The organism is Dryocola sp. LX212 (assembly GCA_041504365.1).
GTDB lineage: Bacteria > Pseudomonadota > Gammaproteobacteria > Enterobacterales > Enterobacteriaceae > Dryocola.
The window spans coordinates 435,139-449,193 of record CP167917.1 but is presented as its reverse complement, the minus strand read 5'-3'; the positions used below and the strand labels follow the sequence as shown (position 1 = coordinate 449,193).

The 14,055-nt window shown below is 53.0% G+C and carries 15 protein-coding genes and 1 pseudogene; 6 read left to right on the top strand and 10 right to left on the bottom strand.

Annotated features, from left to right (window positions below; translation table 11 throughout):
• Positions 1–7 precede the first annotated feature (7 nt).
• The 6 genes and pseudogenes from ACA108_02220 to zapE all read right to left on the bottom strand — a co-directional run bounded on the left by ACA108_02220 (position 8) and on the right by zapE (position 3,811).
• Positions 8–124: pseudogene (locus ACA108_02220) on the bottom strand (N-acetylmannosamine kinase).
• Positions 125–154: 30 nt separating this feature from the next.
• Positions 155–655: a ClpXP protease specificity-enhancing factor gene (sspB, locus tag ACA108_02215; protein XEX96381.1), complete on the bottom strand. Its 501-nt coding sequence runs from the start codon at positions 653–655 to the stop codon at positions 155–157.
• Between the two features lie 3 nt (positions 656–658).
• Complete coding sequence (sspA, locus tag ACA108_02210; GenBank protein ID XEX96380.1) at positions 659–1,300, bottom strand: stringent starvation protein SspA; 642 nt, start codon at positions 1,298–1,300, stop codon at positions 659–661.
• A gap of 320 nt (positions 1,301–1,620) precedes the next feature.
• Positions 1,621–2,013 (bottom strand): 30S ribosomal protein S9, encoded by a 393-nt coding sequence (rpsI, locus tag ACA108_02205; GenBank protein ID XEX96379.1) that lies wholly within the window; start codon positions 2,011–2,013, stop codon positions 1,621–1,623.
• 15 nt (positions 2,014–2,028) lie between these two features.
• Positions 2,029–2,457 carry a 50S ribosomal protein L13 gene (gene rplM, locus ACA108_02200; protein ID XEX96378.1) on the bottom strand — a complete coding sequence of 143 codons (429 nt, stop codon included), beginning with the start codon at positions 2,455–2,457 and terminating at the stop codon, positions 2,029–2,031.
• A gap of 226 nt (positions 2,458–2,683) precedes the next feature.
• Complete coding sequence (gene zapE, locus ACA108_02195) at positions 2,684–3,811, bottom strand: cell division protein ZapE (protein XEX96377.1); 1,128 nt, start codon at positions 3,809–3,811, stop codon at positions 2,684–2,686.
• A gap of 178 nt (positions 3,812–3,989) precedes the next feature.
• On the opposite strand from zapE, the gene zapG reads away from it, so the two are divergent.
• From zapG to degS, 3 genes are all read left to right on the top strand, one after another.
• Complete coding sequence (gene zapG, locus ACA108_02190) at positions 3,990–4,391, top strand: Z-ring associated protein ZapG (protein XEX96376.1); 402 nt, start codon at positions 3,990–3,992, stop codon at positions 4,389–4,391.
• Between the two features lie 177 nt (positions 4,392–4,568).
• A complete protein-coding gene (degQ, locus tag ACA108_02185) occupies positions 4,569–5,939 on the top strand; it encodes a serine endoprotease DegQ (GenBank protein XEX96375.1) in 1,371 nt (456 codons plus the stop codon).
• 88 nt (positions 5,940–6,027) lie between these two features.
• Positions 6,028–7,095, top strand: a complete 1,068-nt coding sequence (gene degS / locus ACA108_02180; GenBank protein ID XEX96374.1) for an outer membrane-stress sensor serine endopeptidase DegS — start codon at positions 6,028–6,030, stop codon at positions 7,093–7,095.
• Between the two features lie 61 nt (positions 7,096–7,156).
• Here degS and mdh read toward each other — a convergent pair whose 3' ends face one another.
• Positions 7,157–8,095 carry a malate dehydrogenase gene (mdh, locus tag ACA108_02175; protein ID XEX96373.1) on the bottom strand — a complete coding sequence of 313 codons (939 nt, stop codon included), beginning with the start codon at positions 8,093–8,095 and terminating at the stop codon, positions 7,157–7,159.
• Positions 8,096–8,526: 431 nt separating this feature from the next.
• On the opposite strand from mdh, the gene argR reads away from it, so the two are divergent.
• The 3 genes from argR to yhcN (ACA108_02160) all read left to right on the top strand — a co-directional run bounded on the left by argR (position 8,527) and on the right by yhcN (ACA108_02160) (position 10,030).
• The gene (argR, locus tag ACA108_02170) at positions 8,527–8,997 is read left to right on the top strand and encodes a transcriptional regulator ArgR (protein XEX96372.1); all 471 of its coding nucleotides are present in this window, start codon (positions 8,527–8,529) and stop codon (positions 8,995–8,997) included.
• Between the two features lie 376 nt (positions 8,998–9,373).
• Positions 9,374–9,637: a peroxide/acid stress response protein YhcN gene (gene yhcN / locus ACA108_02165; GenBank protein XEX96371.1), complete on the top strand. Its 264-nt coding sequence runs from the start codon at positions 9,374–9,376 to the stop codon at positions 9,635–9,637.
• Positions 9,638–9,763: 126 nt separating this feature from the next.
• A complete protein-coding gene (yhcN, locus tag ACA108_02160) occupies positions 9,764–10,030 on the top strand; it encodes a peroxide/acid stress response protein YhcN (GenBank protein ID XEX96370.1) in 267 nt (88 codons plus the stop codon).
• A 49-nt stretch (positions 10,031–10,079) separates the two neighbouring features.
• Here the strand turns inward: yhcN (ACA108_02160) and ACA108_02155 are convergent, their stop codons facing one another.
• The 3 genes from ACA108_02155 to aaeB all read right to left on the bottom strand — a co-directional run bounded on the left by ACA108_02155 (position 10,080) and on the right by aaeB (position 14,054).
• Positions 10,080–10,352, bottom strand: a complete 273-nt coding sequence (locus ACA108_02155) for a hypothetical protein (protein XEX96369.1) — start codon at positions 10,350–10,352, stop codon at positions 10,080–10,082.
• A gap of 40 nt (positions 10,353–10,392) precedes the next feature.
• Entirely contained in the window at positions 10,393–11,847 is a 1,455-nt protein-coding gene (locus ACA108_02150; GenBank protein XEX96368.1) for an NAD-dependent succinate-semialdehyde dehydrogenase, read from the bottom strand.
• Positions 11,848–12,092: 245 nt separating this feature from the next.
• Complete coding sequence (gene aaeB, locus ACA108_02145) at positions 12,093–14,054, bottom strand: p-hydroxybenzoic acid efflux pump subunit AaeB (protein XEX96367.1); 1,962 nt, start codon at positions 14,052–14,054, stop codon at positions 12,093–12,095.
• Position 14,055 lies beyond the last annotated feature (1 nt).

Here is a 14,055-nt window from a genome sequence, read left to right as displayed (position 1 = left end):
TCTTCAAAAGAAAAGTCTCGACTAAAGATGTGTATTCTTCGCTGAGGCCGACGCCTATCACGACGCGCTGACAGTAGGTTGCCGCTTTCACATCGGCAATCAGCCGCGCCAATGTTTGGGCAGTAAAAAGCCAGTCATAAGACTGGCTTCATCGTTACTTCACTACGCGTAGCGCCGGGCGGCCACCGCGCGGAGGTGGCTCATCATCCGGGCCATTATCATCTTCATCGTGATCCGGGCGATCGCCATCAATCACCTGCATGACCATTTCTGGCTCAGCGGGGACCGGGCCCTGCTCGTCGTTATGACTGGCAGCTTCGCCGTCATAGCTGGCTTCAGGCTCAAACATGGTGCCGGCACCATTTTCACGCGCGTAAACCGCCAGCACCGCTGCCATAGGAACAAACACCTGACGAGGAACGCCGCCGAAACGGGCGTTAAAGGTCACGTCGTTGTTGCCCAGCTCCAGGTTTCCTACCGCACGCGGTGCGATATTCAGAACAATTTGCCCGTCGCGCGCATATTCCATCGGCACATGCACGCCTGGCAATGTCACATCCACAACCAGGTGCGGTGTGAGCTGGTTATCCAATAGCCACTCGTAAAAAGCACGGAGCAGATAGGGACGACGCGGTGACAATTGCGACATATCCATCCATTAGCCTCGGGTATGCAGACGCATTTCGCGCTCAGGTTCGGTCAGAGAGGCCAGGAAGGAGTCACGCTCAAACACGCGAGTCATATAGCCTTTCATCTCTTTAGAGCCTGCACCAGTCAGCTCAATACCCATCTGCGGTAAACGCCACAGCAGAGGAGCCAGGTAGCAATCCACCAGGCTGAACTCATCGCTCAGGAAGAAAGGCTTCTGGGTGAAGACTGGCGCGATCGCCAGCAGCTCTTCGCGCAGCTGTTTGCGTGCCGCGTCAGCTTCCTGAGCAGAACCGTTCACCACTATGTTCATCAGGGTGTACCAGTCTTTCTCGATGCGGTGCATGTACAGACGACTTTCACCACGAGCAACAGGGTATACCGGCATCAACGGCGGGTGCGGGAAACGCTCATCAAGATATTCCATGATGATGCGGGATTCCCACAGGGTAAGTTCGCGGTCAACCAGGGTCGGTACGCTGTGATTTGGGTTGAGGTCAATCAGATCCTGAGGCAGGTTATCCGTTTCCACATGCTCAATTTCAACGCTAACACCCTTTTCGGCCAGCACGATACGTACCTGATGGCTATAGATGTCAGTAGGACCGGAAAACAGCGTCATTACCGAACGTTTGTTGGCAGCGACAGCCATGAAAACCTCCAAGTTTATTCAGAAAATTACTGCTAATAGCCGCAAGCGGCGACTAACCTGACTGTTAATTACCCAACTCACGCCGGACTGCCATCAGTTGCCATAAACCATGGCGAAAACAGACTGATGCCGACATTTGGGCAGAAAATTGGTTGATAGTTTACCAGATTTTAGCAGTTTTGTGGGGAGCGGTTCCTGACTTTGGGGAAATGTACCTTATTATCAGGGGGTTGAAAGCAATAATATAAATTTCAGACATAAAAAAACCCGGTACTGGACCGGGTTTTTGCCAATTGCCTTTCTGCGTAAGCAGAGAACAATTAACGCTTGGAGAACTGAGGACGACGACGTGCTTTACGCAGGCCGACTTTCTTACGTTCAACTTCACGAGCATCACGAGTAACGAAGCCAGCTTTACGCAGTTCGCCACGCAGGGACTCGTCGTACTCCATCAGAGCGCGTGTGATACCGTGACGGATCGCACCAGCCTGACCGGAAGAACCACCACCTTTAACAGTGATGTACAGATCGAATTTCTCAACCATATCAACCAGTTCCAGCGGCTGACGAACTACCATGCGGGCAGTTTCACGACCGAAGTACTGTTCCAGAGAACGTTGGTTGATAACGATTTTGCCGCTGCCCGGTTTGATAAACACGCGAGCTGCGGAGCTTTTGCGGCGACCAGTGCCGTAGTATTGATTTTCAGCCATTGCCTATAATCCCGATTAAATGTCCAGAACTTGCGGTTGCTGTGCCGCGTGGTTGTGCTCGGTGCCCGCGTAAACTTTCAGTTTACGGAACATAGCACGACCCAGCGGGCCCTTTGGCAGCATGCCTTTAACCGCGATTTCAATCACACGCTCAGGACGGCGGGCAATCATCTCTTCAAAGGTCGCTTGTTTGATACCACCGATGTGGCCGGTGTGATGGTAATACACTTTGTCAGTACGCTTGTTGCCGGTTACAGCAACTTTTTCTGCGTTCAGAACGATGATGTAATCACCAGTATCAACGTGCGGAGTGTATTCCGCTTTGTGCTTACCGCGCAGACGGCGAGCCAGTTCAGTAGCCAGGCGACCTAAGGTCTTACCTTCAGCGTCAACAACATACCAGTCGCGCTGTACGGTTTCTGGTTTAGCTGTAAAAGTTTTCATTAAAAGCTTACCCAATATATAGTTACACGTTGGTGAACACCCAAACGTTTAAAATCAGTTGAGGTTCACGCGACATTGTCCAGCAAACCTACCCCTTCGAATAGCCTATGCCGGCACGACAAAAGTTTTGGGAAAAAAACTTTGGTTGTAACGTGGGGTCGCAAGATTATAGAGAAGTCACCTTCAAAGGTCGACCCTTTTTATGACTCAATCCACATTATCTGCCTTATGGCATGTGCGGCAGGCGTAAATACTCCTCGCTTTGCATTTCCTGCAGTCGGGAAAGGCAGCGCTGGAATTCAAACTTGAGCCTTTCACCTTGATAAATATTAAATAATTCTGTCTGCGCTGAAACCACCAGCTTGACGTGGCGTTCATAAAACTCATCCACCAGCGCGATGAAGCGCCGGGCTTCGTTTTCCGAAGTGACCGTCATCACCGGGACGTTAGACAGTAAAACGGTATGGAAAAGGCGCGACAGGGCAATATAGTCGTGCTGGCTACGGGCATCTACACACAGCGTTTTGTAGTCAACGGCCAACGTCTGGTTAGCCGTGCCCAGCGTCTGGAGCGGACGATGGTTAACTTCCAGCACGGGTTCCCCTGCTCGTGGTACACCAGCAAGCGCGGTGTAAAGCTGTTCCATTTGCGAGGCTGTTGCTTCATCCAGCGGAGAGAGCCAAAGATGCGCCTGGGTGAGGGTGCGGAGGCGATAATCAATGCCCGCATCCACATTCAACACGTCGCAATGACTCTTTAGCGCTTCGATAGCCGGGATAAACCGCGCGCGCTGTAATCCGTTGCGGTAAAGCTCATTAGGCGGAATGTTCGACGTTGCGACCAGCGTAATACCGCGGGCAAAGAGCGCTTTCATTAATGTACCGAGCAGCATGGCATCGGTAATATCCGTGACAAAAAACTCATCGAAGCACAGTACATCCGCTTCGGCCTTAAATCCATCGGCAACAATTTCCAGCGGGTCGGGCTGGCCCTGCAGCTGGGTCAGCTCTTCGTGGACCCGAAGCATAAAGCGATGGAAATGCAGGCGCAGTTTGCGTTCGCCCGGCAGGCTCTGGAAAAACATATCCATCAGCCAGGTTTTTCCTCGCCCCACTCCTCCCCACATATACAGGCCACGTACCGGTTCACCGCTACCAGCCGCCGCCCGTTTGCCTAACAGCCTGCCAAATTTGGCCATAATCCCGCCGGCCGGTGCTGTTTCGGAACATTTACTTCTCAACTCCTGATAGATGGCATCAAGGCGGGTGACCGCTTCGCGCTGGACGTCGTCAGGTTGATGGCTTCCTTCGGTGAGGGCCTGTTGGTAGCGCGATGCAGGGGAGTGATTTTGCATGGTATTATGTTCTTCCCTTAATAATCTTATTGCCGTTTGCAGGTGTTTTGATGGACGGATGGCAAAAAAAAGGTCGTTCTACCCTAAGCGATGCTGCGTCAGGATTCCACTTCTCTTAGGTTAGCGGTTATAGTGGCTACATTGCCCTTACGGATTCACAAGATAACGGGAGAAGTTCATGACCTGGGAATATGCGCTAATTGGGTTAGTTGTCGGTATTATTATCGGTGCCGTCGCCATGCGATTTGGCAACCGCAAACTTCGCCAGCAGCAGGCAATGCAGTACGAGCTGGAGAAAAACAAAGCGGAGCTTGAGGATTACCGTGAGGAGCTGGTCAGCCACTTTGCCCATAGCGCAGAGCTGCTCGACAATATGGCGCACGACTATCGTCAGCTTTATCAGCACATGGCGAAGAGCTCCAGCAGCCTGCTGCCTGAGCTTTCTGCGGAAGCCAACCCGTTCCGCAACCGTCTGGCTGAATCTGAAGCCAGCAACGATCAGGCGCCGGTGCAGATGCCGCGTGACTACTCAGACGGTGCATCTGGTTTGCTCCGTACCGAGCGCGCCAAACGCGATTAATCACAGTTAGAAGATTTTTTTGCAGGGGCATGGCGTCATGCCCCAAATCTCCCTTCTCCCCAGCTATCATTTAAGTATCTCCACGCTATAACAGCGACATTGTTACCCGGCTGATATTTCAATAACATCGAGCGTTATCGGGTTTACCTTTATCCAGGCCACGAGAGCAAGCCATCAATGAAGAAACAAACACGGTTATTGAGTGCATTAGCATTAAGTGTCGGGTTAGCTCTGGGCGCGTCGCCCCTTGCTGTTGCCTCTATCCCTTCACAGGTACCTGGACAACCGGCGCTGCCAAGCCTTGCGCCAATGCTTGCAAAAGTGCTGCCTGCAGTGGTTAGCGTACAGGTTGAAGGTACGGCTGCCGCGCCAACTCAGAAAGTCCCGGAAGAGTTAAAGAAATATTTTGGCGACGATCTACCGCCTTCCGGAGCGCAGCCTTTTGAAGGGCTGGGCTCCGGCGTAATCATCAACGCGGAGAAAGGTTACGTATTGACCAATAACCACGTGATTAGCCACGCGGAAAAAATCAGCGTACAGCTAAATGATGGCCGCGAGTTCGACGCTAAACTGATCGGTGGCGACGACCAGAGTGATATCGCGTTAATCCAGCTGCAGAATGCGACAGGGCTTACACAGATCGCCGTTGCTGACTCCGATAAACTCCGCGTGGGCGACTTTGCCGTTGCGGTCGGCAACCCGTTCGGGCTTGGGCAGACCGCAACATCAGGTATCGTTTCGGCCCTGGGCCGCAGCGGGCTGAACCTGGAAGGGCTGGAAAACTTCATTCAGACCGATGCCTCCATCAACCGGGGTAACTCCGGCGGCGCGCTGCTTAATCTCAACGGCGAGCTAATTGGCATAAACACCGCCATTCTCGCGCAAGGGGGCGGCAGCGTTGGTATCGGTTTTGCTATTCCCAGCAATATGGCCCAGACGCTCGCAAAACAGCTGATGGAGTTTGGTGAAATCAAACGCGGCCTGTTGGGCATTAAAGGCATGGAAATGAACGCGGATATAGCCAAAGCGTTCAAACTTTCCACCCAGCGCGGGGCATTTGTCAGCGAAGTACTGCCGCAATCAGGCTCGGCGAAGGCGGGCGTGAAAGCGGGCGACGTGATTACCAGCCTTAACGGTAATCCACTTAACAGCTTCGCAGAGCTACGGGCCAAAATCGCCACCACAGAACCTGGCACGGTCGTGAAGCTCGGCCTGCTGCGTGAGGGCAAACCGCTGGAAGTCAGCGTTACGCTGGATAAGAGTACCGCGTCATCGGCCAACGCAGAGCTGATTGCACCTGCGCTACAGGGGGCATCACTCAGTGATGGGCAGCTGAAAGACGGCGCTAAGGGCGTGAGGCTCGACAGCGTAGAAAAAGGGACGCCAGCCGCCCAGGTCGGCCTGCATAAAGATGATGTGATCATCGGCATCAACCGTGAGCGGATCCGCACCATCGCCGAAATGCGCAAGGTGCTGGAATCCAAGCCGCCGGTCATCGCCCTGCAGGTGGTGCGCGGCGAAGACAGCCTCTATTTGTTATTGCATTAATTTTGTCCGGTAATCGGGCATCGCGAGTACGATGTCCGATTAACTCATGTTATTCTGCGTTCGTTTTCTCACTGATTAAATTAAACCCATGTTTCTGAAGATTTTACGATCGGTGGCGATCGGGTTGGTTGTGGCAGCAATACTGTTGGTTTCGCTACCTTCGCTGCGCCAGAAGATCGCCCCGCTCGCGCCATCCAAGTTTGACAGTGCCGACGAAACACCGCTGAGCTATAACATCGCGGTGCGCCGGGCTGCGCCTGCCGTAGTGAACGTCTATAACCGCAGCGTGGGAAGCAATGCCCAGAACCAGCTGGAGATTAAAACTCTCGGTTCAGGCGTGATCATGGATGACCGCGGTTACATCATTACCAACAAGCACGTGATCAACGATGCGGAACAGATCATCGTTGCCTTACAGGATGGCAGGGTCTTCGAAGCCCTGCTGGTCGGCTCGGATAACCTCACTGATTTAGCCGTATTAAAAATTAACGCCACCGGCCTGCCTATCATCCCTATCAATAGCAAGCGTCAGCCGCACATTGGCGACGTGGTCATGGCTATTGGTAACCCCTATAACCTGGGCCAGACGATTACTCAGGGTATTATCAGCGCCACGGGCCGTATTGGCCTTAGCCCATCCGGACGCCAGTCTTTCCTGCAAACCGATGCTTCTATCAACCACGGCAACTCCGGCGGCGCGCTGGTGAACTCGCTGGGTGAGCTGATGGGGATCAACACCCTCTCCTTTGATAAGAGCAACGACGGTGAAACGCCGGAAGGGATCGGCTTCGCTATCCCAACCCAGCTGGCGACAAAAATTATGGATAAGCTGATCCGCGATGGTCGCGTGATCCGTGGTTTTATCGGTATCGGCGGGCGTGAGATCACACCTCTGCACGGCCCGGCAACGGGTATCGATCAGATTCAGGGCATTATCGTTAACGAAGTGTCACCGGACGGCCCGGCGGCAAAAGCGGGTATTCAGGTGAATGACGTGATTGTCTCCGTGAACAATAAGCCAGCCATTTCGGCGCTGGAGACGATGGACCAGGTTGCAGAGATTCGCCCAGGCTCAGTGATCCCGGTAGAAGTGATGCGCGAAGACAAAAAGCTCACGCTGCAGGTCACTATCCAGGAGTATCCCGCGGGAGGCTAAGAATCTTCAGGCATAAAAAAACCGGAACTGATGTTCCGGTTTTTTTTTATCACTTAGACGATCACTTGTTAACGAATTCTTCGCCCAGGGTGATGTCTTTCTTCAGCGTGTCCAGCATGCCTTCCAACGCCTGATGCTCGAAAGCACTCAGTTTGCCGTAGGATTTATGTTCGGCAATGCCGTTTTTACCCAGCAGCAGCGGCTGAGAGAAGAAACGAGCGTGCTCGCCGTTGCCTTCCACATAAGCACACTCAACTACATTGCTTTCGCCCTGCAGCGCACGTACCAGCGACAGACCAAAGCGTGCTGCGGCCTGGCCCATAGACAGCGTGGCGGACCCGCCGCCGGCTTTCGCTTCAACGACTTCGGTGCCGGCGTTCTGAATACGTTTGGTCAGATCGGCAACTTCCTGCTCGGTGAAGCTGACGCCAGGGATCTGGGACAGCAGCGGCAGAATAGTGACGCCTGAGTGGCCGCCAATCACCGGGACTTCGATCTCGGTTGGCTTTTTGCCCTTCAGCTCGCCCACAAAGGTGTTGGAGCGGATGATGTCCAGCGTGGTCACGCCAAACAGTTTGTTCTTGTCGTATACACCTGCTTTTTTCAGCACTTCAGCAGCGATAGCAACGGTGGTGTTCACCGGATTAGTGATGATACCGATGCAGGCTTTCGGACAGGTTTTCGCAACCTGCTCGATGAGGTTTTTCACGATACCGGCGTTGACGTTAAACAGGTCAGAGCGATCCATACCTGGTTTACGAGCCACGCCTGCGGAGATCAGCACCACGTCAGCACCAACCAGTGCCGGGGTAGCGTCTTCGCCGCTGAAACCTTTAATTTTTACATCTGTAGGGATATGACTGAGGTCAACCGCTACCCCTGGGGTAACCGGTGCGATGTCATACAGTGAGAGTTCTGAACCTGAAGGCAGTTGGGTCTTGAGTAGAAGGGCAAGCGCCTGGCCGATACCGCCTGCCGCGCCGAGGACTGCAACTTTCATCCTAAACTCCTTATTATGGTTAGCAAATACGTGCCGTAACTCCATGCGGTGGCGACCATAATCCAGAGAGGGGGTAATTACAATCTTCCCGCCCTCAGAGTGCGACGTTACGCATTCCTCGAACGTTACTGCTGCATTTACTCGCCGGGTGGAACGACGCCTGAGCGCCCGGTCACAACCTGATGTTGTCACATCAACGGCGGTTACATTACACCTTAGCGATGCATCAAAACAACATCATTTTGATAACATTTAATTCACTTTGCGGCTTATTTCCGAGTCGTGACACAGGCATGTTCCTGGATAACGAAATTTGATAAAATCCGCCTCTTACATAACATTAATTCAGGCTTAATTTTTAGCTCGCATTTGCATAAAAATGCAATTAAATGCATAGTAATGTTATTCGTTTCCCTGCCTCAAGGTGATTCATGCGTAATTCCTCAAAACAAGAAGAACTGATCAAGGCCTTTAAGGCGCTTTTAAAAGAAGAAAAATTCAGCTCGCAGGGTGAAATTGTTCATGCGCTGCAGAACGATGGCTTTGAAAATATCAACCAGTCCAAAGTTTCCCGTATGCTGACCAAGTTCGGTGCGGTGCGCACCCGCAACGCGAAAATGGAAATGGTTTACTGCCTTCCTGCTGAACTTGGCGTGCCGACAACCTCCAGCCCGCTGAAAAACCTGGTGCTGGATATCGACTATAACGATGCCGTTGTCGTTATCCACACGAGCCCTGGCGCCGCGCAATTGATTGCACGTCTTCTGGACTCACTAGGTAAAGCAGAAGGCATTCTTGGCACCATCGCGGGGGATGACACAATCTTCACGACGCCTGCCAATGACTTCACGGTCAAAGAGCTTTACGAAGCGATTCTGGCGCTGTTCGAACAGGAACTTTAGCCTCCTCGCTGGCCCGCTCTCTATGGTGGGCCTCCCCCCACGGTCCGCCGCCTTCTTTATTCTCTTCCCCGTTGGAAAACTGCCTCCCCCTTCCTTGCCATAATAATTTCCTCTAAAAATTGTAGGCTATGTTTAATACCGCACAAATTATCAAAGCCATCCATCCTTATGATTTTACTTATATTTAACATTTTATTGGCGATAAAAACGCCGTTTTAATAACCAGAGGTAATAAAAAAAGCTTCTGTTAACGTAAAGTTTCATTGGGAATTGTTAGCATGGTATTAATTTTCCACGTTACTAGTGTATACTTGATTTTGTGATGAGGGTCACGAAACAAGGACCCCAACAAAAGAATACGACGAGGAAAAAAATCATGAACATGAAAAACACTTTATTAGCTGCAGGCCTGCTTTCAATGCTGTCATTCGGCGCTTTCGCCGCCACATCCGTTAACGCTGAACAGGCTCAAAACCTTCAGCCGGTAGGCACCGTTTCCATCAGCGGTATCGCCAGCTCGCCAATGGATATGCACCAAAAGCTGGAGCAAAAAGCCGAGCAGGAAGGGGCTTCTTCCTACCGCATCATCGAAGCGCGCTCTGGCGACCAGTGGCACGCAACGGCTGAGCTGTATAAATAAACCCGCAGCGTTATAAGCCAGACCAGTAATAAACGAGTAAATGAAATCAACAGTCGACGGCCCCAAGAACAATAAAAGCCGTATAGCCCTTCCGGCCGTCGTGAACCTTATTCAGGAGTAGACATCATGAAAACCACATTAACCATCGCAGCCGTCAGCCTTCTTTCCGTGCTCTCTTTCGGTGCCAGCGCAGCAGCGCAGCAAATCTCCAGCGAACAGGCTCAGGGCATGCAGTCTATGGGGAGCATTTCTGTCAGCCAGGTTGGCAGTGCGCCGATGGATATGCGTCAGGAGCTGTCGCAAAAAGCGACTGAAAAAGGGGCTTCAGCGTATCGCATTACCGAAGCCCGTTCTGGCGATACCCGCCACGCAACGGCTGAGCTGTACAAATAAACCCTCGTCGTCACGTCCGACGACTTTGCCCCCGCTCGCGGGGGCTTTTTTATGCCTGTACGTTGAAGCGTAGCTGGCCCTCCAGTTCCTCCTCTGCCTCATCAAACAGCAGAATCAGCGCGCCATAGCGGCGTCTTTGCATCTCCGGTAGGTTAACAAATTCGATTTCCGCCGGGAGCGGCAGACGTCCTCCAATTACTACATCCCAAAGGCTGTCCAGATCGCGAACCTGTTTTTTCTCCAGCGCAAAAGTCTGGATAAAGCGGCGATAGAATGCTGGCTGGTCCTCTATCTGGCTAAAATCAAAGGTATATTTTTTCATCTCCTGTCACCCCGCCGGAACACGCTCCGCATATCAACACTCACAGTCCGCCAATATGCAGGGTTTTCACTTCCAGAAACTCATCCAGCCCCAGCACCGAACCTTCCCGGCCAAGACCAGATTCTTTTACGCCGCCAAACGGCCCAAGCTCCGTTGACACCGCGCATTCGTTAATCCCAATCATGCCGCTTTCCAGCGCCTGCGAAACGCGGAAAACGCGCTTAAGATCCTGAGTATAGAAGTATGCCGCCAGGCCAAATGGGGTATTGTTGGCGCGCTCAATGACCTCTTCTTCCGTCTTAAAGCTGAAGCATGCGGCCAGCGGGCCGAACGTCTCCTCCTGCGCCAGCTTCATGTCATCGCTGGCGTTAACAATTACCGTAGGCTGCCAGAAGTTGCCGCCCAGCTGGTGGCTTTTACCGCCCACCAGCGCCTTGCCGCCTTTCTCCAGCGCATCTTCGACATGCTCTCGCACCTTGTCGACGGCAGATTTTTCAATCAGCGGCCCAACGATAACGCCCTCTTCAAGACCGTTTCCGACTTTCAGCGTTTTAACCGCATCCGCCAGTTTACTGACGAATTCGTCATACACCCCTTCCTGGATAAAGAACCGGTTTACGCTGACGCAAACCTGGCCCGCATTACGGAACTTATTGGCGATGGCTCCTTTCACGGCTTCGTCGATATCCGCATCGTCGAAGACGATATATGGCGCGTTGCCACCCAGCTCCATAGACACTTTTTTCATGGTTTCAGCCGCGTTACGTACCAGCGTTTTACCTACCGCCGTGGAACCCGTGAAGGAGATTTTGCGAACATCGCGACTTGCCATAATGGCGTCACTGATTTCCTGCGTGTTACCGGCAACGGCATTCAGCACACCGTCCGGGACGCCAGCTTTTTTCGCCAGCGTCAGCAGGGCAAAAGCGGACAGAGGCGTGTTATTAGCCGGTTTGATTACGCCAGTACAGCCCGCTGCCAGAGCAGGCCCCAGCTTGCGGGTCAGCATCGCCATCGGAAAGTTCCAGGGGGTGATAGCAGCAACCACGCCGATAGGTTCGCGGGTGGCAAGAATGCGGGAGCCAGGCTTAGCGGGCGGGATAATTTCGCCGTTCGCACGCTTGGCCTGTTCAGCGAACCACTGGATAAAGCTTGCGGCGTATTCCACCTCTCCCTCGGCTTCTTTTAGCGGCTTGCCCTGCTCGGTCGTCATTAAACGCCCAAGCCAGCTCTTGTTTTCGATCATCAGCTGATACCAGCGATAGAGGATGGTTGAACGTTCTTTGGCGGTTTTCGCGCGCCAGGAAGGGAAAGCTTTCGTGGCCGCAGCAATGGCCTGTTCGGTTTCTTTCTTACCCGCTTTGGCAACCTGCGCAATGGTCTCGCCGGTCGCAGGGTTGATCACGTCAAAGGTCTTATCAAGTTTGCGCCATTCGCCGTTGACCAGATATCCGGTGTTGAATAGTTCACTGTCCTGGAGTGCCTGATTTGTCATAATTTTCTCCTCTTTTAAAAAGCACATCAGGTAAGTATAGATACAAAAAAGCCGACGCAGGGCGTCGGCTAAGTTTGCTGACAAAGAAGTAAAAAGCGTGGTTTTTCCTTCTTTGTGAATTAAAGCTGAAAATCAATAAATTGATTTTTTTGTTTATTTTAATAGCGTCATCTTTTCGTATGGCATTTCCAGACGCTTATTAACCCTTTTAAAGCCGACGCAGGGCGTCGGCTCGGGAACTCAGACTAAGCATCAATCAGCGCATGTTGATAGCGATGCAGAACGTCGGCAAGCCGTTTGACCGGCTCGGTCACCTGAAGCGGTGCTTCCCAGACCTTGAGCTTTTCCTGGTAAACCTCCAGCTCGCCGAGCAGCTGCTGGAAATATTTACGCCGTTTGTCATCGTTTGAAGCCGAGATCACTTTGTCAGCCGTATTACGAAGCTGCCGGTGAAATGCAGAGAGATCGGCATTGATCGGTATCGGAGCATCGCGCAGCCGCTGGTGCGCAATAATGAGGATCAGCGCCAGCCGGTAACGTGCAATGTCGCCCGGAAACAGATTCAGCAGCAGGTAGAGCTGCTGATAAAGTGCGGGCAGGTGATTTTCTTTACGGCGCGCTTTATTGGTAGTCAGCGCCGAAACGGCGGCCGAAACAAACTGGTTGAGCAGCATGCGCCCGGTACGCTCTTTCGAGTTGTCCCGCACCAACAGTATCACCATCATGGCCAGGAAACAGCCGACAATCTGCCCCAGCGCGCTGTCCAGGAAGGAGCTGAAGTGGAATGTCATCGGGTTATCCAGCACGATGACGTTAATCGTCCCGGCAAGTGCTCCCATTGAACCCAGGCGCCGTTTTTGCACTTCGATACCAATGAAAAAGCCGAGCAGCGCAAGACTGATACACAGCAGCAGCATGCTTTGCTGGGTTGAGGGAATGATAACCAGAAAATAGAGCGCCCCCAGCGGCAGAGCCACCAGCATACCGTAAAGAAAATCCAGCGAGACCATACGAGGGTTTGGCAGGCGCATGGCAAGTGAGGTAACCACCGCAATCATCACCATCGCCCCGCTGCCGGAAGTCCAGCCGGTCCACAGCCAGAACAGGCTTCCCAGGCCACAGGATATCGTTGTGCGCCAGAAGTTAATCATCGCATGATGCCGCTCGGCGGACTGCACCTTAACAACGGTTTCACCGCTGAGGATTTCTTCTTCTACGGCACTGATCCTGGTGTTGCTGGCAACGCCCCGCTTCAGCAGCAGGAAACGCGTAGCGGCCCCAACCCAGCTACTGATAGTAACGGGGGTATGTTTTTCACCGCTGGATGAGATGAATCTCCTCAGAATTTTCAATTGCTTGTGAACGTCGGCGGCCGTCTCAACCGGCATCTCGAACAGCATTTTAAATTCCGGCGTGACGAATTCCGGACGTGTGTTCTGAATCAGGTAGGTTTCGCCAGCCTGGGTAATCAGCGTCAGAGAGAGCGTATTGATGGCTTTCAGGCGACGGTTTGCCAACCCCCAGCGTGAGGATTCAATTTTCAGGTTCGCACGCATGCCCTCCAGTGCGGTGGTACGCCGCACCAGGTTTGCCCAGGATTTATCGACCTCTTCTTTTTCACCGTGGGCGATACAAAGCTGCATCAGGCGATATTGATCCACCAGCACGTTGTCCAGCTCGCGGTCGATTTCCTGCTTGATGGAGCGCGGGGAGAAGAGCAAGTCAGCAAGGATGGCGCAGACGATACCGATAACGATTTCGCTACAGCGCTCGACGGCAAACTGCGGGGCCGTAACCGGGTCTGCCTGAATGGTGACGATAATAATCAGCGCCGTATAACCCGACAGGCCCCATGCGTAGGAGTTCTCGACCTTCACCAGCGAGGAGACCCAGGTGCAGAACCCTGCCCAGACGCAGCAGACCAGCAGCATAACGATCGGCGCGCGGATCAGGGTCGTGATAATAACCAGCGCCGCGATACAGCCGATAAAGGTACCTATGATGCGGAGCATACCGCGGTAGCGTATCGCGCCGGAGTATGGCTCGCCACCCGCGGCAAATGCCGGGCCAGCCGCAACGATGGCGGCAGTTAAGACCGCCCAGCGCGGCGTTTCGAGCTCAAAGTGAAAGCCAACAAACAGCGCCAGCACGATGGCAAACGCCAGCTTGAAGGCGAAGCGTAGGTGAAAGGGTGAGATGGAGTACATA

Bases quoted from the DNA above. Each gene is read 5' to 3' on its own strand.
- sspB (XEX96381.1), bottom strand. From the start codon at position 655: ATGGATATGTCGCAATTGTCACCGCGTCGTCCCTATCTGCTCCGTGCT.
- sspA (XEX96380.1), bottom strand. From the start codon at position 1,300: ATGGCTGTCGCTGCCAACAAACGTTCGGTAATGACGCTGTTTTCCGGT.
- rpsI (XEX96379.1), bottom strand. From the start codon at position 2,013: ATGGCTGAAAATCAATACTACGGCACTGGTCGCCGCAAAAGCTCCGCA.
- rplM (XEX96378.1), bottom strand. From the start codon at position 2,457: ATGAAAACTTTTACAGCTAAACCAGAAACCGTACAGCGCGACTGGTAT.
- zapE (XEX96377.1), bottom strand. From the start codon at position 3,811: ATGCAAAATCACTCCCCTGCATCGCGCTACCAACAGGCCCTCACCGAA.
- zapG (XEX96376.1), top strand. From the start codon at position 3,990: ATGACCTGGGAATATGCGCTAATTGGGTTAGTTGTCGGTATTATTATC.
- degQ (XEX96375.1), top strand. From the start codon at position 4,569: ATGAAGAAACAAACACGGTTATTGAGTGCATTAGCATTAAGTGTCGGG.
- degS (XEX96374.1), top strand. From the start codon at position 6,028: ATGTTTCTGAAGATTTTACGATCGGTGGCGATCGGGTTGGTTGTGGCA.
- mdh (XEX96373.1), bottom strand. From the start codon at position 8,095: ATGAAAGTTGCAGTCCTCGGCGCGGCAGGCGGTATCGGCCAGGCGCTT.
- argR (XEX96372.1), top strand. From the start codon at position 8,527: ATGCGTAATTCCTCAAAACAAGAAGAACTGATCAAGGCCTTTAAGGCG.
- yhcN (XEX96371.1), top strand. From the start codon at position 9,374: ATGAACATGAAAAACACTTTATTAGCTGCAGGCCTGCTTTCAATGCTG.
- yhcN (XEX96370.1), top strand. From the start codon at position 9,764: ATGAAAACCACATTAACCATCGCAGCCGTCAGCCTTCTTTCCGTGCTC.
- ACA108_02155 (XEX96369.1), bottom strand. From the start codon at position 10,352: ATGAAAAAATATACCTTTGATTTTAGCCAGATAGAGGACCAGCCAGCA.
- ACA108_02150 (XEX96368.1), bottom strand. From the start codon at position 11,847: ATGACAAATCAGGCACTCCAGGACAGTGAACTATTCAACACCGGATAT.
- aaeB (XEX96367.1), bottom strand. From the start codon at position 14,054: ATGTACTCCATCTCACCCTTTCACCTACGCTTCGCCTTCAAGCTGGCG.